The 17,780-nt window shown below is 61.0% G+C and carries 15 protein-coding genes and 1 pseudogene; 13 read left to right on the top strand and 3 right to left on the bottom strand.

Annotated features, from left to right (window positions below; genetic code table 11):
• Positions 1–11 precede the first annotated feature (11 nt).
• The 8 genes from V6F91_RS25125 (at position 12) to V6F91_RS25160 (ending at position 7,067) form a co-directional block, all read left to right on the top strand.
• Positions 12–359, top strand: a complete 348-nt coding sequence (locus V6F91_RS25125; RefSeq protein ID WP_332769238.1) for a DUF4389 domain-containing protein — start codon at positions 12–14, stop codon at positions 357–359.
• On the top strand, positions 356–808 hold the full coding sequence (sixA, locus tag V6F91_RS25130; RefSeq protein ID WP_332769240.1) for a phosphohistidine phosphatase SixA: 453 nt from the start codon (positions 356–358) through the stop codon (positions 806–808). Before V6F91_RS25125 ends, sixA begins: the two co-directional genes overlap by 4 nt.
• 141 nt (positions 809–949) lie before the next feature.
• Positions 950–2,605, top strand: a complete 1,656-nt coding sequence (locus V6F91_RS25135) for an AMP-binding protein (RefSeq protein WP_332769242.1) — start codon at positions 950–952, stop codon at positions 2,603–2,605.
• 32 nt (positions 2,606–2,637) lie between these two features.
• Positions 2,638–3,081: a hotdog fold thioesterase gene (locus V6F91_RS25140; RefSeq protein ID WP_332769244.1), complete on the top strand. Its 444-nt coding sequence runs from the start codon at positions 2,638–2,640 to the stop codon at positions 3,079–3,081.
• A 287-nt stretch (positions 3,082–3,368) separates the two neighbouring features.
• A complete protein-coding gene (locus V6F91_RS25145) occupies positions 3,369–4,175 on the top strand; it encodes an alpha/beta hydrolase (protein WP_332769246.1) in 807 nt (268 codons plus the stop codon).
• Positions 4,172–5,026, top strand: coding sequence for an alpha/beta hydrolase (locus tag V6F91_RS25150; protein ID WP_332769248.1), 855 nt, complete (start codon positions 4,172–4,174; stop codon positions 5,024–5,026). Before V6F91_RS25145 ends, V6F91_RS25150 begins: the two co-directional genes overlap by 4 nt.
• A gap of 115 nt (positions 5,027–5,141) precedes the next feature.
• Complete coding sequence (locus tag V6F91_RS25155) at positions 5,142–5,948, top strand: DUF4892 domain-containing protein (RefSeq protein WP_332769250.1); 807 nt, start codon at positions 5,142–5,144, stop codon at positions 5,946–5,948.
• 66 nt (positions 5,949–6,014) lie between these two features.
• On the top strand, positions 6,015–7,067 hold the full coding sequence (locus tag V6F91_RS25160) for an AI-2E family transporter (RefSeq protein ID WP_332769252.1): 1,053 nt from the start codon (positions 6,015–6,017) through the stop codon (positions 7,065–7,067).
• Between the two features lie 655 nt (positions 7,068–7,722).
• Here the strand turns inward: V6F91_RS25160 and V6F91_RS25165 are convergent.
• Positions 7,723–8,772, bottom strand: coding sequence for an ATP-binding protein (locus tag V6F91_RS25165; protein ID WP_332769254.1), 1,050 nt, complete (start codon positions 8,770–8,772; stop codon positions 7,723–7,725).
• Entirely contained in the window at positions 8,772–9,521 is a 750-nt protein-coding gene (locus V6F91_RS25170) for a response regulator (protein WP_332769256.1), read from the bottom strand. Before V6F91_RS25170 ends, V6F91_RS25165 begins: the two co-directional genes overlap by 1 nt.
• 297 nt (positions 9,522–9,818) lie before the next feature.
• Between V6F91_RS25170 and pyrF the strand changes: the two genes are divergently transcribed.
• Positions 9,819–10,517: an orotidine-5'-phosphate decarboxylase gene (gene pyrF, locus V6F91_RS25175; protein WP_332769258.1), complete on the top strand. Its 699-nt coding sequence runs from the start codon at positions 9,819–9,821 to the stop codon at positions 10,515–10,517.
• Positions 10,518–10,644: 127 nt separating this feature from the next.
• Here the strand turns inward: pyrF and V6F91_RS25180 are convergent, their stop codons facing one another.
• On the bottom strand, positions 10,645–11,649 hold the full coding sequence (locus tag V6F91_RS25180) for an NADP-dependent oxidoreductase (RefSeq protein ID WP_258448359.1): 1,005 nt from the start codon (positions 11,647–11,649) through the stop codon (positions 10,645–10,647).
• A 238-nt stretch (positions 11,650–11,887) separates the two neighbouring features.
• Here V6F91_RS25180 and V6F91_RS25185 point away from each other — a divergent pair, with 238 nt between their 5' ends.
• From V6F91_RS25185 to V6F91_RS27625, 4 genes and pseudogenes are all read left to right on the top strand, one after another.
• On the top strand, positions 11,888–12,649 hold the full coding sequence (locus tag V6F91_RS25185) for an SDR family oxidoreductase (RefSeq protein ID WP_093099361.1): 762 nt from the start codon (positions 11,888–11,890) through the stop codon (positions 12,647–12,649).
• Between the two features lie 721 nt (positions 12,650–13,370).
• The gene (locus V6F91_RS25190) at positions 13,371–14,771 is read left to right on the top strand and encodes a PLP-dependent aminotransferase family protein (protein ID WP_332769260.1); all 1,401 of its coding nucleotides are present in this window, start codon (positions 13,371–13,373) and stop codon (positions 14,769–14,771) included.
• A gap of 990 nt (positions 14,772–15,761) precedes the next feature.
• Positions 15,762–15,986, top strand: a pseudogene (locus V6F91_RS27620) (HAMP domain-containing protein); the annotation flags it as partial.
• A complete protein-coding gene (locus tag V6F91_RS27625) occupies positions 15,984–16,847 on the top strand; it encodes a methyl-accepting chemotaxis protein (protein ID WP_423815361.1) in 864 nt (287 codons plus the stop codon). The pseudogene V6F91_RS27620 and the gene V6F91_RS27625, both read left to right, overlap by 3 nt.
• Positions 16,848–17,780 lie beyond the last annotated feature (933 nt).

Genomic DNA, 17,780 nt, shown 5'->3' on the forward strand with positions numbered 1-17,780 from the left:
GGAAGCAAGCCATGCACGATCCGAAAACCGAAGCCCAGTACGAATCCATCCTCCTGCGGGTGATGTGGATGATCGTTTACCTGCTGGTCTGGCAAGTGGCGCAGTTCATCCTCGGCGCCGTGGTCCTGGTGCAACTGATCTACCGTTTGATCTACGGCGCACCGAGCGCCAGCCTGATGAATTTCGGCGACAGCCTGAGCCAGTTTCTCGCGCAGATCGGCCGCTTCGGCACCTTCCACAGCGACCAGAAGCCCTGGCCGTTCGCCGACTGGCCGGCGCCGCGCACCCCGGAAGGCGAAGCGCCGCATGCCGTGGCGCCAGCCGCGCATCCGGTTCGAGATGAGGAACCCAAGCTATGAAACTCTGGGTATTACGTCACGGTGAGGCGGTGCCTCATGGCTCGAAAGTCGACCCCGAGCGCGAACTGACCGAGCACGGTCGCAAGGAAGTCTTGCGTAGCGCCGCGCATTTGATCGGCCAGCCGCTGACGGCGATTTACGCCAGCCCTTATCTGCGCGCGCAGCAAACCGCGCAGATCGTGCGCGAGGCGCTGGGATTCGAACCGGAGATTCGTACGGTTGAATGGCTGACGCCGGAGGTTGATCCGGACAAGGTCACCGATCAATTGGTGTCGGTGAGCAATGTCTTGCTGGTCAGCCACAACCCGCTGGTGGGTAACTTGCTCAGCTATCTGCAGCATGGCGCCGGGCACCCGCCGGAGCGGGTCAGCACCGCTGGCCTGGCCGAGCTCGAAAGCCCCGAGCTGCTGATCGGCTCCATGACCCTCAACAGCCTGAAACACCCTTAACGCAACACCCTTGTAGGAGCGAGCAGGCTCGCTCCCACAGTGGTTATTGCGAACTCTGAAATTATTTGTTTGAAAAATCCAACCAAGCACTTGCTTGGTTGACTACGCTTGCTCCAGACCAAAAAAACAGGAGCGAGTCGCATGTCTGCCGCCTTCCGTTTGCCGCTGGACGTGTTCTATGAACGAGAAGCCCGGCACCCGCGCCAGCGCTTTCTGGTGCAGCCGATCGGCGGCGGGCAGGTCGAGAGCCTGACATGGGCCGATGTCGGCCATCAGGCCCGCTGCGCCGCGCACTGGCTGCGCTCGCGAGAATTGCCGGCCGGCAGCCACATCGCCCTGATCTCGAAAAACTGCGCGCACTGGATCATCGCCGACCTCGCCATCTGGATGGCCGGGCACGTCTCGGTGCCGCTGTATCCCAATCTGACCGCCGACTCGGTGGCGCAGGTGCTGACGCACTCCGAAAGCGTACTGGCGTTTATCGGCAAACTTGATGACTGGCCGGGCATGTCCAAGGGCATCCCGGCCGGGCTGCCGACGATCAGCCTGCCGCTGCATCCGCCCGGCGAATGCGATTTCAGTTGGGCCGAGCTGCAAAAATCTTCGCCCATCCAAGACGACCCGCGCCCGCCCGCCGAGCAACTGGCGACGATCATTTACACCTCCGGCACCACTGGCTTGCCGAAAGGTGTGATGCACAGTTTCGCCAATCTCGGGTTTGCCACGACGCATGGCACGCAATTGTTCGGGCTCAACGAGAACGATCGGCTGCTGTCTTACCTGCCGCTGTGCCACGTTGCCGAGCGGATGTTCGTCGAACTGGCGTCGATTTATACCGGGCAAACCGTATTCTTTGCCGAAAGCCTCGACACCTTCATCACTGATCTGAAGCGTGCGCGGCCGACCGCGATGTTCGGCGTGCCGCGCATTTGGATCAAATTTCAGATGGGCGTGTACAGCAAGATCCCGGCGAAACGCCTGGATTTCCTCCTCGGCCTGCCGTTCATTGGCAAACGCGTCGGGCGCAAAGTGTTGGCCGGTCTGGGCCTTGATGCCTTGCGTGTGGCGTTGTCCGGTGCCGCGCCGGTGCCGCAAACCTTGCTCGCCTGGTACCAGAAACTCGGCCTTGACGTGCTGGAGGTGTACGGCATGACCGAGGGCTGCGGCTATTCGCACATCTGCCTGCCGGGCCAATACCGGCAGGGCTGGATCGGCAAGCCGTGCCCGCAGGTCGAGGTGCGTATCGATGATTCGGGCGAAGTGCAGGTACGCAGTCAGGCGACCATGCTCGGCTATTTCAAGGAACCGCAGAAAACCGCCGAAACCATCACCGCAGACGGTTTTCTGCGCACCGGTGACAAGGGTGAGCAGGACAGTGAAGGGCGCTTGCGCCTGACCGGGCGACTGAAGGAAATCTTCAAGACCAGCAAGGGCAAATATGTCGCCCCGGCGCCGATCGAAAACCGCTTGGCGGTGCATTCGCGCATCGAGCAGGTCTGTGTAGTCGGTGACGGATTGAGCGCGCCGCTGGGCTTGTGTGTGTTGTCGGCCGTCAATCAGGAAGAGGGGCGGGCGAGTCTGCATTCGAGCCTGGAAAAACTGCTGGAAGAGGTCAACGCCGCGCTCGACAAGCACGAACGCCTGCACCGACTGGTGGTGGTCAAAGACAGTTGGGCAGTGGAAAACGGCTTCCTCACGCCGACGTTGAAGATCAAGCGCAATGTCATCGAAGACACCTATGGCAGCCGTTTCGAAGAATGGAGCGAGCGCAGCGAGGCGGTGCTGTGGCAGGATTGAGTGACGACCAGAACAACAAAAGGAAGTCTGCGATGAGCGTGTGGCGTACCACTCCGAATATCGAGCAGTTGAATGCGATTCAGAAAAACACCATCGGCGAACTGCTCGACATTCGTTTCGAGGCGTTCGATGACGACTCGCTGACGGCGAGCATGGTCATCGACCATCGCACTCATCAGCCCTACGGCCTGCTGCATGGTGGCGCCTCGGTGGTACTGGCGGAGACCGTCGGTTCGATGGCCAGTTATCTGTGCATCGATGCCAGCAAGTCCTATTGCGTGGGACTTGAGATCAACGCCAACCACTTGCGTGGTTTGCGTAGCGGGCGGGTGACGGCGGTGGCCAGGCCGATTCATATTGGCCGCACCACGCATGTCTGGGATATTCGCCTGACCAGCGATGAGGGCAAGGCCAGTTGTGTGTCGCGTCTGACTATGGCGGTGGTGCCGCTGGGGGAACAGCCGCCGGCGCGTTGAGCCCTCACCCCAGCCCTCTCCCAGAGGGAAAGGGGGCCGAGCTGTATTGGTTCCACATGTTCAGTCGACCTGAAAGATGGAGTCGAGCTCCGGTCTTCAATTCCCCCCGATCTGCTCCCTTCCCCCCTCGCCCCCTGGGGAGAGGGCTGGGGTGAGGGGGCAGCGGTCTCGCTGACACACATCACCCTGACCAGACTGTCACCATTCCTGGCACTTACAGTCATTGCTGTCAGCGCCGCTCTTGCGGACAATCATCGGCACGTTTCCCGTCCAGTGGATGTTCCCGCATGTCGCAACCGATCTTCTTCGCCCACGCCAATGGCTTCCCTTCGGGCACCTATGGCAAGTTGTTCGCGGCGCTGGCGCCCGAGTATCGGGTTGCGCATCTGGAACAGCACGCCCATGACCCGCGTTTTCCGGCGGATGACAACTGGTACAACCTCGTCGACGAATTGATCCACCACTTGCAGCAACAGGATCAGCCAGTGTGGGGCGTCGGTCATTCGTTTGGCGGCGTGTTGCACCTGCACGCGGCACTGCGCTGTCCCCAGCTGTATCGCGGAGTGGTGATGCTCGACTCGCCAGTGCTGACCCGCACCGATCAATGGGTGATCCGTGCGGCCAAGCGTTTCGGTTTTATCGACCGGTTGACGCCGGCCGGGCGCACATTGGGCCGGCGCGAAGAATTTGCCGACCTCGACAGCGCGCGCAGTTATTTTGCCGGCAAGACGCTGTTTCGCGGTTTCGACCCGGAGTGCTTCGATGCCTACCTGCACCACGGTTTGCACAAGGTCGGTGACAAACTGCGCCTGCGTTTCGATCCGGCCACCGAAATCAGCATCTATCGCGGCGTGCCGCACACCAGTCCCGCTCATACGCGGCATTTGCAGGTGCCGCTGGCGGTGGTGCGCGGGCACAAGAGCCGCGTGGTGATGCGTCATCACACGCGCTTCGTTTCGCGCCTGGCCCAGGGCGAGGCGCTGAGCATGCCCGGCGGGCACATGTTCCCGCTCGAACGTCCGCAGGACACCGCGCGCTTGCTGAAAACCCTGTTCAGCCGCTGGCAAAACCGCCAGGACAAGGACTGCGCATGAGCCCGATTTTCGAAGAAGTGCGCCTGAGCCTGCCGCATATCGAGCTGGCCGCGCATTTGTTCGGTCCCGAGGACGGCCTGCCGGTCATCGCCCTGCATGGCTGGCTCGACAATGCCAACAGCTTTGCGCGCCTGGCCCCCAGGCTCAAAGGGTTGCGCATCATCGCACTGGACATGGCCGGGCATGGGCATTCCGGACACCGGCCGAATGGCGCGGGTTACGCGCTGTGGGATTATGCCCATGATGTGCTGCAGGTCGCCGAGCAACTGGGCTGGAAGCGTTTCGGCCTGCTCGGGCACTCCATGGGGGCAATCGTCTCCCTGGTGCTGGCGGGCTCATTGCCGGAGCGGATCAGCCATCTGGCGCTGATTGACGGCGTGATTCCTCCGACAGACAAAGGCGAAAATGCTGCCGAGCGCATGGGCATGGCCCTGCAAGCGCAACTGGATCTGCGTGACAAGCGCAAACCGGTCTATGCGACCCTCGACCGCGCCATCGAAGCGCGCATGAAAGGTCTGGTAGCAGTCAGTCGCGAAGCCGCAGAACTGTTGGCTCAGCGCGGCCTGATGCCGGTGCCCGGCGGTTACACCTGGCGCACCGACAATCGCCTGACCTTGCCCTCACCGTTGCGCTTGACCCAGGAGCAGGCGCTGGCCTTCGTTGCGCGCATCGCTTGCCCGGCGCAACTGGTAGTGGCTGCCGAGGGCATGCTGGCAAAACATCCCGAGCTGCTTGGGCGTCTGCCATTTGACCGGGAACAGCTGGCGGGCGGCCATCATTTGCACCTCAACGATGAGGCCGGCGCGGATCTTGTCGCAGACTGTTTCAATCGCTTCTTCGCCATTCCTTGACTTGCAGCGGGCAACTGTCGAGGCTGGTCGGGTTGAAATGGGAGACGACAACAATGGATTTCTACACCGCTGCGACCCCGACTCACCCGATCATGCCGATCCGATGAGCCTGACGATGCGCTCAATCAGTGTGTGGGCACTGTGCTGTTGCAGCACCGTTTCGTTCGCCGCCGACGTGCCGGGCAGTCAGGATTTGCCGATCGTGCCGCGTCTGGCCGACGCGCAGATCGTCGACTATCGCCCGCCAGTCGAGCTTGAGCGGATCTATCCGCTGGGCTCGATCCGCAAGATCAGCGGCCAGTTGCGCTTCGACGGCCAGGTCACGGCACGCGGCCAGACCACTGCGGTCACTTACGAGTTGCCGCCCGAACATTCCGCTACCGAAGCCTTCACCGAAGCGTGCAAGGCCCTGCAAAAACAGAAAGCCGAGTTGCTGTTCTGGTGTCAGGCGCGTGATTGCGGTGAAAGCAGCCTGTGGGCCAACGAAGTGTTCGGCAACGCCAAGCTGTATGGCGCCGACGAGCAGCAGGCGTATCTGCTGTTGCGCCTGGCGGCACCGCGGGACAATACGCTGGTGGCGCTGTACAGCATCACTCGCGGCAATCGCAAAGCCTATCTGCATGTCGAGCAGTTCGAGGCACTGGCGCCACTGGGCGAGTTGCTGCCGACCTCGGCAACCCTGCTGCGCCAACTCAAAAGCACCGGCGAGCTGGATTTTCCGGACCGGGTCGATGCCCCGGATGACACCTGGCTACGGCTGATCTCCCGTGGCCTCAACCTTGATACCACATTACGCGTGACGCTGTCCGGACCCAAGGCCGAGTCGTGGCGTCAGGCGCTGATCGATCAAGGTGTGCGAGCGGCCCGCATGGAAACCGGCACTGTCGAGGGTAAAGGTCTGCGCATCGACCTGTTGCGATAAGCTACCGGGCGAACATGTCTGCATGTTCGCCCACTCTTTGCCTGACTGACTTTTTCGAGATCACACATGCTCAATAACGATCGCCTGCTGGTGCAGATCCTCCTGCTGGTGTTGTTCGGGGCCAGCCTGTGGGTAATGGCGCCGTTCTGGTCGGCGCTGTTCTGGGGCGCGGTGCTGGCATTCGCCAGTTGGCCGCTGATGCGTCTGTTGACTCGCTGGCTGAATGGCCGCGAGTCCTTGGCCGCGGCCATTCTGACGCTGGGCTGGATGCTGCTGGTGGCGGCGCCGCTGGTCTGGCTGGGCTTCAACCTTGCCGATCACGTGCGCGATGCCACGGCATTCATCAAGGATGTGCAGGTCGACGGACTGCCGGAAGCGCCCGACTGGCTCGGCACTTTGCCGTTGGTAGGGGAACGGCTGGTGGGGTTGTGGAACAGCATCGATCAGCAGGGCGCGGCGCTGATGGTGTCGATCAAGCCTTATCTGGGCCAGGTCGGCAACTGGCTGCTGGCGCGAAGTGCGCAGATCGGCGGCGGTATTCTCGAACTGACGTTGAGCATTGTCTTTGTGTTCTTTTTCTACCGTGACGGGCCGCGATTGGCGGCGTTTGTGCACAGTCTGCTGGAGCGCTTGATCGGCGAACGTGCCGGCTATTACATCGAGCTGGTGGCGGGCACGGTGCAGCGGGTGGTCAACGGGGTGATCGGCACCGCGGCGGCGCAGGCGGTTCTGGCGTTGATCGGGTTTCTGATTGCCGGGGTCCCGGGTGCGTTGGTGCTGGGGATCGTGACCTTTCTGCTCAGTCTGATTCCGATGGGGCCACCGCTGGTGTGGGTGCCGGCCACGGCCTGGCTGGCCTGGAAGGGTGAGTACGGGATGGCGGTGTTTCTCGGGATCTGGGGGACGTTCATCATCAGTGGCGTGGACAACGTGCTCAAGCCGTATCTGATCAGTCGCGGTGGGAATCTGCCGCTGGTGATTGTGTTGCTTGGGGTGTTTGGAGGGTTGATTGCGTTTGGGTTTATCGGGTTGTTTATCGGGCCGACGTTGTTGGCGGTGGCTTATAGTTTGTTGACGGACTGGAGCAAGAGTCAGGGGCGGGTTGAGGAACGGCGGTAGTTGGCTTTTTCGTTTGACCTTGGCGGCCTCTGGGCCGACCATGCTCTTGGGGTTTTGGGTGAATATCCGTTTTTTGGGTGTTGCGGCTGGCGGTTTCGCCCTTACGGCGAGTCCCTTTTTCAGACGCCAAAAAGGAACCAAAAGGCTTGCTCCTGCGTTCGGCCCTCGCAGGCTCGGGTCCCTTCGCTGCGGGATCGATCCGGGCGCAGCGGCTACGGTTTGCTGCGCTGCACCTACGTCCGCTGTTTCTGGCTGCGCCAGACGGTCGCTGCGCTCCCACGCCCGGATCAATCCCTCCACTCAGCCTTCCGATGTCGCTGGTCAGGCAAGATCAAGGGCACTCGAGCTGGCGCTCATTGTTGAGTGGTTAGAAGCGGGTGGTTGGCTTGGGATTTGTGGTGGATTTGCCCCTCACCCCAGCCCTCTCCCCCTGGAGAGGGAGCCGATTTGGGTTGGCTTCGAAGTTTGCGTACGACTCGGTATTTCACGTCGGCGTATCTCTCGCGTCCCCTGCGGTCAGTCCCCTCTCCCTCTGGGAGAGGGCTAGGGTGAGGGGCTTTTCATTGGCTGACCGCGTCAGCCGGCTCAACTCTATCCGCCACATCCCGATACTTGCAACCGATGCGTTTTCCTCCTGCAGGGGCTGCGGTGTTTATCACATTCGCGGCAGGCGAATGACAGCGGTCAGGCCGCCGCCGGGGGTTTCTTGCAGAGTCAACTGCCCAGCCAAACGCTGTGCCGCTTCGCGAGCAATGGTCATGCCCAGGCCGACGCCGCCGGAGTTGCGATTGCGTGAGCCTTCCAGTCGGTAAAAGGGCTCGAACACGGCTTCACGCTGGTCTTCGGCGATCCCTGGGCCATGGTCGATTACGCGAATCAGCACCTGTTCGCGGTGATCGTGCAGTTCGATGCGCGCCTGGCCGGCGTATCGCAGGGCGTTGTCGAGCAGGTTGTTGAGGCACGAACGCAGTGCCATTGGCTGTACCGGCAGCGGGGCGCATTGGCCGCTGACCTGTACGTCGGCACCCTGATCCTGGGCGTTTTCGCACAGTGATTCGACCAGCGCCTGTACGTCCATCAATTGCACGGCTTCGCTGGTGCGCTGTTCATGCAGGTAGCTGAGGGTGGCGTCGAGCATGCTGATCATGTCGTCCAGATCCTGACGCATCTGGCCCTGGAGTTTTTCGTCGCTGAGGTTTTCCAGGCGCAGTTTCAGCCGAGACAGCGGTGTGCGCAGGTCGTGGGACACGGCGCCGAGCATGCGGGCGCGTTGCTGTACCTGTTCGCGGATACGCCGTTGCATCAGGTTGAAGGTGGATGCCGCTTGTCGCGCTTCACGTGGGCCAGACTCATCGAGTGGCGGGCTGTCGAGATCCTCGCTGAGGCGTTCGGCGGCGTCGCTCAGACGCTGGATCGGGCGGCTGAGCAGCTTGGCGCCGTACCACGCCGCGATCATCAAGGTGATGAACTGAAACGTCAGCGGCACTACCGGGCCACCGAACCATGGGCGCGGTAGGCGCGGCGGATAGCGCTGATCGGGCGGCGCCTGTTGCCCCTCGGCAACTTGGGAAAACTCTGGCGGCGGTGGAGGCGGGGGCGGGCCGTAGAGGTGGAACCAGGTGAACGCCAGCAAGTGCGCGAGGACGATCGCCACAAACAGCACGCCAAACAGGCGCCCGAACAGCGTGTCGAAGCGCGCCCGCATCAGCCGATGTCCCGTGCGTCGAACAGATATCCCTCACCGCGCACGGTTTTGATCAGATGTGGCGCTTTCGGGTCATCGCCAAGTTTCTGCCGCAGGCGCGACACCAGTAAATCGATACTGCGGTCGAATGCTTCGATCGAGCGACCACGGGCGGCGTCGAGCAATTGTTCGCGGCTGAGCACCCGGCGCGGACGTTCGATAAATACCCAGAGCAGGCGAAATTCAGCGTTGGACAGCGGCACCACCAGGCCATTGTCGGCAATCAACTGGCGCAGGACGCTGTTAAGGCGCCAGTTATCGAAACGGATATTGGCTCGCTGTTCGCTGCGGTCGTCGCGTACCCGGCGCAGAATCGTCTGGATGCGCGCCACCAGTTCGCGCGGCTCGAACGGCTTGGCCATGTAGTCGTCGGCGCCGAGTTCGAGGCCGATGATGCGGTCGGTCGGTTCGCAGCGGGCGGTAAGCATCAGGATCGGAATGTCCGATTCGGCGCGCAGCCAGCGGCACAGCGACAAACCGTCTTCGCCGGGCAGCATCAGGTCCAGCACCACGACGTCGAAATGTTCGGCCTGCATCGCCTGGCGCATGGCCGCACCGTCGGTGACACCGCTGGCGTGGATGTTGAAGCGGGCGAGGTAATCGATCATCAGCTCGCGGATCGGCACGTCGTCGTCAACGATCAGTGCGCTAATACTCCAGCGCTTGTCGTCTTTAGGCTCATCCGTCAGGGGCGTTTGGGTGTTGTGCATGGGGTTGTTCGTCTGCCAGTAGGCCGCCAACCACAAAAGATGGGCTGCGAGGTAATGGTTTTCAGCATAGGCGTCCGGCCGTGAGGCGGGAAGTGCTGTTGTAAGGACGTGTTACGGCTGGCGAGGCTAATGCGGGGGCATGTTGGCGGCATGTCGGCTGTGTATCGAAGTCGACACAATAGCAGCGAGGGCTATGCTGATCAGCGCCGGCGCGACGATTTACCGATCATCGGGTGCCGCGCCGCCGCCGGTTCCGCTACAATGCGCGCCGATTTCGACCTGCCTGAGAGCCCATTCATGTCCGCCTGCCAGACTCCTATCATCGTCGCCCTGGATTTCCCCACTCGTGACGCCGCACTGAAGCTGGCCGACCAGTTGGACCCGAAGCTGTGCCGGGTCAAAGTGGGCAAGGAGCTGTTCACCAGTTGCGCCGCGGAAATCGTCGGCACCTTGCGTGACAAGGGTTTCGAAGTGTTTCTCGACCTGAAATTTCATGACATTCCCAACACCACCGCGATGGCCGTGAAAGCGGCCGCCGAGATGGGCGTGTGGATGGTCAACGTGCATTGCTCCGGTGGCCTGCGCATGATGACAGCCTGCCGTGAAGAGCTTGCCAAGCGCAGCGGCCCGCAGCCGTTGCTGATCGGCGTGACCGTGCTGACCAGCATGGAGCGTGAGGATCTGGCTGGCATCGGTCTGGACATCGAACCGCAGGAACAGGTGCTGCGTCTGGCGGCACTGGCCGAGAAAGCCGGGATGGACGGCCTGGTCTGCTCGGCACTGGAAGCCACTGCGCTGAAAACTGCGCACCCGTCGTTGCAACTGGTAACCCCGGGGATTCGTCCGGCCGGTAGCGCACTGGACGACCAGCGCCGCATTCTGACTCCGCGTCAGGCGCTGGACGCCGGTTCCGATTATCTGGTGATCGGCCGTCCGATCAGCCAGGCTGCCGATCCGGCGCAGGCGCTGGCTTCGGTTGTGGCCGAGATCGCCTGAACCTCACTGAAGATCAAAATGTAGGAGCGAGCCTGCTCGCGAGGAGGGTGTATCAGTCGAAGTCAATATCGATTGAACCACCGCTTTCGCGAGCAGGCTCGCTCCTACAATTGGTTTTAGGGTGGCGTTAGACTTTCAAGACCAACTTGCCGAAATTCCCGCCGTTGAAGAGCTTCATCAAGGTCTCGGGAAAGGTCTCCAGGCCTTCGACGATATCTTCCTTGCTCTTCAGTTGCCCCTTGGCCATCCACCCGGCCATTTCCTGCGCGGCGCTGGCGTACTGTGCGGCGTAATCCATCACCACGAAGCCTTCCATGCGCGCGCGATTGACCAGCAGCGATAGATAATTGGCCGGGCCTTTGACCGCTTCCTTGTTGTTGTACTGGCTGATCGCGCCACAGATCACCACGCGCGCCTTCATGTTCAAGCGGCTCAGCACCGCATCGAGAATGTCACCGCCGACGTTGTCGAAATACACGTCGACGCCCTTCGGGCATTCGCGTTTAAGCCCGGCGATGACGTCTTCGCTCTTGTAATCGATGGCGCCGTCAAAGCCCAGCTCATCAATGAGAAACTTGCACTTGTCGGCACCACCGGCAATGCCGACCACGCGGCAACCCTTGAGCTTGGCAATCTGCCCGGCAACGCTGCCAACCGCGCCGGCCGCACCGGACAACACAACGGTGTCGCCAGCCTTCGGCGCGCCTACATCGAGCAGGGCGAAGTAGGCGGTCATGCCAGTCATGCCCAGCGCGGACAGATACACCGGCAGCGGAGCCAGTTTCGGATCGACCTTGTAGAAACCTCTTGGCTCGCCGAGGAAATAATCCTGCACGCCGATGGCGCCGTTGACGTAGTCACCGACGGCAAAGCCCGGATTGTTCGAAGCAATGACTTTTCCCACGCCCAGCGCGCGCATCACCTCACCGATACCGACCGGCGGGATGTATGACTTGCCCTCGTTCATCCAGCCGCGCATGGCCGGGTCCAGGGACAGGTATTCGTTCTTCACCAGAATCTGTCCCGCCGCCGGTTCGCCGACCGGAACTTCCTGATAGGTAAAAGTCTCGCGGCTGGCCGCACCCACCGGGCGTTTGGCGAGCAGGAACTGGCGATTGGTCTGGTTGGTCATGACAGGCACTCGAACGGAATGAAGCCTTGTTGATAGACCCCCGGCGGCGATGGCGCAAGGTTGGCTGATGCGGCGAATGCACTTCAATCGACTACGATGATAACGGTCGGCATAGGTTAATCACTGCAGTTCATGGGGGCATAACCGCTGTGTGGATAGTGCTGACGCGTGATCGAGCGCCATGGCTATGCTGCGCTCCAGCCAATACCAGCATTCCCAACTGTTCGAGGACATCCGCATGAGCATGACGTTTTCCGGTCAAGTCGTTGTCGTTACCGGAGCGGCCAACGGCATCGGTCGCGCGACCGCTCAGGCGTTTGCTGCCGAGGGCCTGAAAGTAGTGGTCGCCGACTTCGATGCGGCAGGCGGCGAGGGCACGGTGGCGCTGATTCGTACCGCCGGTGGCGAAGCGTCCTTCGTGCGGTGCGACGTGACCGTCGAGAGCGACGTGAAAAATCTGATGGACGAGGTTATCAATACCTACGGTCGTCTCGACTACGCCTTCAACAATGCCGGGATCGAGATCGAAAAGGGCAAACTGGCTGACGGTTCGATGGATGAGTTCGATGCGATCATGGGGGTCAACGTCAAAGGCGTCTGGCTGTGCATGAAGTATCAGTTGCCATTGCTGCTGGCGCAGGGGGGTGGGGCGATCGTCAATACGGCTTCGGTGGCGGGGTTGGGGGCGGCGCCGAAAATGAGTATTTATGCGGCCTCCAAGCATGCGGTGATCGGGCTGACCAAGTCGGCGGCGATCGAATATGCGAAGAAGAAAATCCGCGTCAATGCGGTGTGCCCGGCGGTGATCGATACCGATATGTTCCGTCGTGCTTATGAGGCGGATCCGAAGAAGGGCGAGTTTGCCAATGCCATGCATCCGGTGGGGCGTATTGGTACGGTCGGGGAGATTGCCAGTGCTGTGCTGTATCTGTGCAGTGATGGGGCGGCGTTTACTACTGGGCATTCGTTGGCGGTGGATGGGGGGGTTACGGCGTTCTGATTTTTTTGTCGGCGTGGCGGCCTGTGGGCCGACCATGCTCATGGTTTTTGAGTGAATATCCGTTGCTCCGGGTGGTGCGGCTGGCGGTTTCGCCCTTACGGCGACTTACTTTTTTACAAGCGCCTAAAAAAGTAAGCAAAAAACGCTTGCTCCTACGTACGGCCCTCGCAAGCTCGGGTCCCTTCGCTCCGGGATCGATCCGGGCGCAGCGGCTACGGTTTGCTTCGCTGCACCTACGTCCGCTGTGTCTGGCTGCGCCAGACGGTCGCTGCGCTCCCACGCCCGGATCAATCCCTCCGCTCAGCCTTCCGATGTCGCCGGTGGATCAAGATCAAGAGCACTCGAGCTAACGCTCATTGTTGAGTAGTTAGAAGAAGGTGGTTGGCTTTGGATTTGTGGTTTGGCTGCCCTCACCCCAGCCCTCTCCCCGAGGAAAGGGAGCCGATCTGCGTTTGCTTTGTAATTTCATACGACTCGGTATTTCAAGTCGGCGCAACTCTCATATTCACACCGGTCAGTTCCCTCTCCCTCCGGGAGAGGGCTAGGGTGAGGGGCTTTTGATTTTCAGCTTTGCGTTTATGCCTGCTCAATTCCGTGAATCCCTTTAAACAATGTGTATCAAGCCGTTAGAACGGTCGCTTTTGGCGGCGTTGTCGCACAGGCTGTCCGGCGTGGCTGTGATTTACTGCGGCCAGCGAAACGGACAGGAGTTTGCTTGCTCATGGAGTTGAGAATTGATCGACAGGCAATGGTGCCGGTCGTGCAGCAGATTGTTGATGGGCTGACGGAGTGGATTGTGCAAAGTGGTGTGCCGCCTGCCACTCGTTTGCCTTCTGCCCGGCAGATCGCCCGGGGCAATCTGTTGAGTCATTCGTGTGTTGTCGAGGCGTGCGAGCGATTGGTATCGCAGGGAGTATTGAGCACATGTCAGGGCACCGGGTTTGTGGTGGCTGCCTCGCCGTCGACGCATGGCGTTGATGTTGACCGTGATTTGTTTGGCGGGCGCTATGGCGGGTGCGATGCGGTTTGCGATGTCGGCGGTGGTTTGAAGCTGGGCTCCGGTGGCTTGCCGCAGAGCTGGCGTGAGCCGGATGATCTCAGTTATGCGTTGCGTGAGGTGGCGCGCACGGACATGGCCAGTCTGTTCGATTACAGCACGCCGCTTGGGCTGCCGGCGTTGCGTGAGCAAATTGTCAGGCGCTTGAAGCGGCTGGATATCGACGCTGGCAGTGCGCAATTGTTGAGCACCGGCGGCGCCAGTCATGCGCTCGATCTGATCGTGCGCACGTTGTTCAAGGCCGGCGACTGCGTAGTGGTTGAGACGCCGGGATATGCGCCGTTGTTCGATCTGCTGCGCCTGCACGGCGTGCGCATGCTGGAGGTGCGTCGTACGCAGAACGGGCCGGATGTCGAAGCGCTCGAAGCTTTGCTGCAGCAGTTTCGGCCGGCGGCGATGTTCATCAACAGTCATCACCACAATCCTACCGGCAGTTGCCTGTCGCCGGGCGTGGCGCAACGTATCCTGCAATTGAGCAGACTTCATGATCTGCGCTTGATAGAAGACGATGTCTACGCCGACCTGCACACCGGTCACGGTACCCGTCTGGCTGCGCTGGACGATGATAGCCGAGTCATTTATGTGGGCAGTTTTTCCAAGACGCTGAGCAGTTCCTTGCGGGTCGGGTTTGTCCTCGCGGACAGTGATTTGGTCAGGCGCCTGGCTCAGGTCAAAATGGTCAGTGGACTTGGGGTATCGCGGTTTTCCGAGGCGGTGCTGGCAACGCTGTTGGCCAGCGGTGCTTACCGTAAGCTGGTGCAGCGCCAGCGGCAGCGCTTGAATGCTGATCGCGTCGCGGCTTTGCAGGCGCTGGAAGACGCCGACTGGGAAGTGTTCGGCCGGCCGGCGGGCGGGTTGTTCATCTGGGCACGTGCGCGGAGGGCCGATCAGGGCTCGGTTCGCGGCCAGGCCCGGCGCTGTGGCGTGATGCTGGCGAACATGGGGGCGTTCAGTCCCAGCGGCGAATCGGGTGACTGGCATCGCATCAACGTGGCGTATGCCTGCGATCCACGGGCTCGGCAGTTTTTCCGCAACACCGGTTCGGATCGACCTCCAGTGTTCTGAAAACGACGCGGCTGTAGCTTTTTGCCATTATTGCGACGGTAGAGACTTGTGCTGCTTCCTGGCCGTTGCGACTCTTCGCTTTACTGACAATGGCAGGGGGCTCGCGCAATGATTTCGGCCATGCAAGGACGTTTCGCCAACCTCGGTATGGCGAAAAAACTGGGGATCGGGTTTGTGCTGGTCTTGCTTTTGACCGCTCTGGTGGCGGCGATTGGCGTCTGGTCCCTGCAGACCATCAGTCTGCGCTTCGACGGGCTGAAGCAGATGTCCTCGCTCAACAGCAGTCTGCTCAAGGTGCGCCTGCTCGAACAGGATTATGCCTTGCACGGCAACCCGAAGACGGCCGATGCCCTGCGTGAAGGTGTGGACGGTCTGGTTGCCCTGGCTAACGAGCTCAAGGCGCGTACGCCGGCCAATGAGTCGGTGATGAACGATGTCGAGCTGTCGTTGGGTGCCTATCGCAAGGCGTTCGATGAATTCGTATCGCTGAGCCAGGCCAAGGATCTTGCGCTGGAAATGGCCAGTTGGTCGGTATCCAGCGTGGCCAATAACCTCGACGTGCTGCAGGCCGGGCTGGCCGACGACGGCGCGTATACCTTGAAGGACACCGAGGGCAAGGATGGGGCGCAATTCATTGAGCAAGCCAGTCAGGTCAGCCAGGTGTCGCGCCTGATGTTGCAGGCGATGAATGAGGCCCGGGTTCGTCTCGATCAAAGTCGCAAGGGCGACGCCGACAGTGCCGGCAAGGGCAACATCGAACAGGCTGCGCAAGCGCAGACGCAGGCCGAAGAGCTGAAAACCACGGTCAAGGATGAGGGCTATCTGACCGTGCTCAACGAAGTGTCCGGGCATATCGCCGGTTTCAACGACAAGCTCGCTGAATACACCGGTTTGCTCGCTCAGGAAAAAACGGTCTACGAACAATTGCACCAGCGTGCTGATCAGGTGGTCGAGCGGGTGAATCAGGCCTACGTCGCCGAAGACGCCGCGATGCAGGCTGAGCTGAAGAAAAATTCGCTGCTGATCATTGGCTCCTCCGCCCTGGCGTTGCTGGTCGGGGTACTTGCTGCATGGTTCATCACCCGGTTGATCGTCGCACCGTTGCGCAGCGTGATTCAGTTGGCGCAGCAGATCGCTGCCGGCGACTTGAGTGCCAGCGTGCAAGTGACCCGGCGCGACGAGATCGGCCAGTTGATGCTGGCGATGCAGCAGATGGGCGCGGGGCTGAGCACCATCGTCAGTGGTTTGCAGGCGGGGATCGAACAACTGGCCAGTTCGGCGCAACTGTTGTCGACGGTCACCGAGCAGACCAACCTTGAGGTGAGTAGCCAGAAGGAAGAGACCGAGCAGGTCGCCACCGCGATGAACCAGATGACCGCCACGGTGCACGACGTGGCACGCAATGCCGGGGAGGCGGCATTGGCCGCGCAGACTGCCGACGACAAGGTGGAGAGTGGCCAGCAGGTGGTGCGACAGAGCATGGCGCGGATCGAGCAGTTGGCCGATTCGGCCACTTCCGCCAGTTCGAGCATCGAAAGTCTCAGTGCTGAAATTCAGAATATCGGCACGGTGCTGGAGGTGATCAAGAGCGTCGCCGAGCAGACCAATCTATTGGCGTTGAATGCCGCGATCGAGGCGGCACGGGCCGGGGAGCAGGGTAGGGGCTTCGCGGTGGTGGCCGATGAAGTACGGGCATTGGCGCGGCGTACGCAGCAATCGACTGAGGAGATTGAGCGGCTGGTCAGTGCGTTGCGCTCGGCGGCGCAGTCGTCGGTGCAGCAGATTCAGAGCAGCGGCGAACTGGTGAAGCTGGCGGTCAGTGATGCGTTGCAGACCGAGAGTGCGCTGGGGAGTATTGCGGTGGCGGTGTCGTTGATTCAGCAGATGAATCAGCAAATTGCGGCGGCGGCCGAGGAGCAGAGTTCGGTGGCGGAGGAGATCAATCGCAGTGTGACGAGTATTCGTGCGAGTGCCGATCAGTCGTCGATTGCGATGCGCGGGAATGCGGCTTCCAGTGTTGAGCTGGCGCAGTTAGGGGGGGAGTTGCGGTCCATGGTTGGGCATTTTCGGCTTTGATTGAACCTTGGCGGCCTCTGGGCCGACCAGGCTTTGGGTGTTTTGGGTGAATATCTGTTGCTTCGGGTGGGGGGGCTGGCGGTTTCGCCCTTACGGCGAGTCACCTTTTCCAGACGCCGAAAAGGTAACCGAAAAGGCTTGCTCCTGCGTCCGGCCCTCGCAGGCTCGGGTTCCTTCGCTGCGGGACTGATCCGGTCGCAGCGGCTACGGTTTGCTTCGCTGCACCTATTTGCGCTGTGTCTGGCTGCGCCAGACGGTCGCTGCGCTCCCACGCCCGGATCAATCTCTCCACTCAGCCTTCCGATGTCGCTGGTTAGGCAAGATCAAGATCAAGAGCACTCGAGCTTCGCTCATTGTTGAGTGGTTAGAAGCGGGTGGTTGGCTTTGGATTTGTGGTGGGCTGCCCCTCACCCCAGCCCTCTCCCCCTGGAGAGGGAGCCGATTTGGGTTGGCTTTGAAGTTTGAGTTCGACTCGGTATGGCATGTCGGCGTAACTGTTGAATCCACCGCGATCAGTCCCCTCTCCCTCGGGGAGAGGGCTAGGGTGAGGGGCTTTTGATCTTCAAACTGGTTTCCCGATGTCGCTGGTTAGGCAAGATCAAGATCAAGAGCACTCGAGCTTCGCTCATTGTTGAGTGGTTAGAAGCGGGTGGTTGGCTTTGGTTTTGTGGTGTGGCTGCCCCTCACCCCAGTCCTCTCCCCCTGGAGAGGGAGCCGATTTGGGTTGGCTTTGAAGTTTGAGTTCGACTCGGTATGGCATGTCGGCGTAACTGTTGAATCCACCGCGATCAGTCCCCTCTCCCTCGGGGAGTGTATGTACCGGAGACATGGTGGACACATGTTCGGAGACATGGTGGACGGTTTTAGATCTTCTTACCTGCCGTCACGATCTGCAAGTTCAAGTCGATTCGAGCGACACGATGTCTACTCCAG

Origin of the sequence: Pseudomonas koreensis (assembly GCF_036668835.1) — a bacterium.
Lineage (GTDB): Bacteria > Pseudomonadota > Gammaproteobacteria > Pseudomonadales > Pseudomonadaceae > Aquipseudomonas > Aquipseudomonas koreensis_I.

Coding starts and splice junctions, on each gene's coding strand:
- V6F91_RS25145 (WP_332769246.1), top strand. CDS start 3,369: ATGTCGCAACCGATCTTCTTCGCCCACGCCAATGGCTTCCCTTCGGGC.
- sixA (WP_332769240.1), top strand. CDS start 356: ATGAAACTCTGGGTATTACGTCACGGTGAGGCGGTGCCTCATGGCTCG.
- V6F91_RS25170 (WP_332769256.1), bottom strand. CDS start 9,521: ATGCACAACACCCAAACGCCCCTGACGGATGAGCCTAAAGACGACAAG.
- V6F91_RS25165 (WP_332769254.1), bottom strand. CDS start 8,772: ATGCGGGCGCGCTTCGACACGCTGTTCGGGCGCCTGTTTGGCGTGCTG.
- V6F91_RS25135 (WP_332769242.1), top strand. CDS start 950: ATGTCTGCCGCCTTCCGTTTGCCGCTGGACGTGTTCTATGAACGAGAA.
- V6F91_RS25125 (WP_332769238.1), top strand. CDS start 12: ATGCACGATCCGAAAACCGAAGCCCAGTACGAATCCATCCTCCTGCGG.
- V6F91_RS25140 (WP_332769244.1), top strand. CDS start 2,638: ATGAGCGTGTGGCGTACCACTCCGAATATCGAGCAGTTGAATGCGATT.
- pyrF (WP_332769258.1), top strand. CDS start 9,819: ATGTCCGCCTGCCAGACTCCTATCATCGTCGCCCTGGATTTCCCCACT.
- V6F91_RS25190 (WP_332769260.1), top strand. CDS start 13,371: ATGGAGTTGAGAATTGATCGACAGGCAATGGTGCCGGTCGTGCAGCAG.
- V6F91_RS27625 (WP_423815361.1), top strand. CDS start 15,984: ATGGGCGCGGGGCTGAGCACCATCGTCAGTGGTTTGCAGGCGGGGATC.
- V6F91_RS25160 (WP_332769252.1), top strand. CDS start 6,015: ATGCTCAATAACGATCGCCTGCTGGTGCAGATCCTCCTGCTGGTGTTG.
- V6F91_RS25150 (WP_332769248.1), top strand. CDS start 4,172: ATGAGCCCGATTTTCGAAGAAGTGCGCCTGAGCCTGCCGCATATCGAG.
- V6F91_RS25155 (WP_332769250.1), top strand. CDS start 5,142: ATGCGCTCAATCAGTGTGTGGGCACTGTGCTGTTGCAGCACCGTTTCG.
- V6F91_RS25180 (WP_258448359.1), bottom strand. CDS start 11,649: ATGACCAACCAGACCAATCGCCAGTTCCTGCTCGCCAAACGCCCGGTG.
- V6F91_RS25185 (WP_093099361.1), top strand. CDS start 11,888: ATGAGCATGACGTTTTCCGGTCAAGTCGTTGTCGTTACCGGAGCGGCC.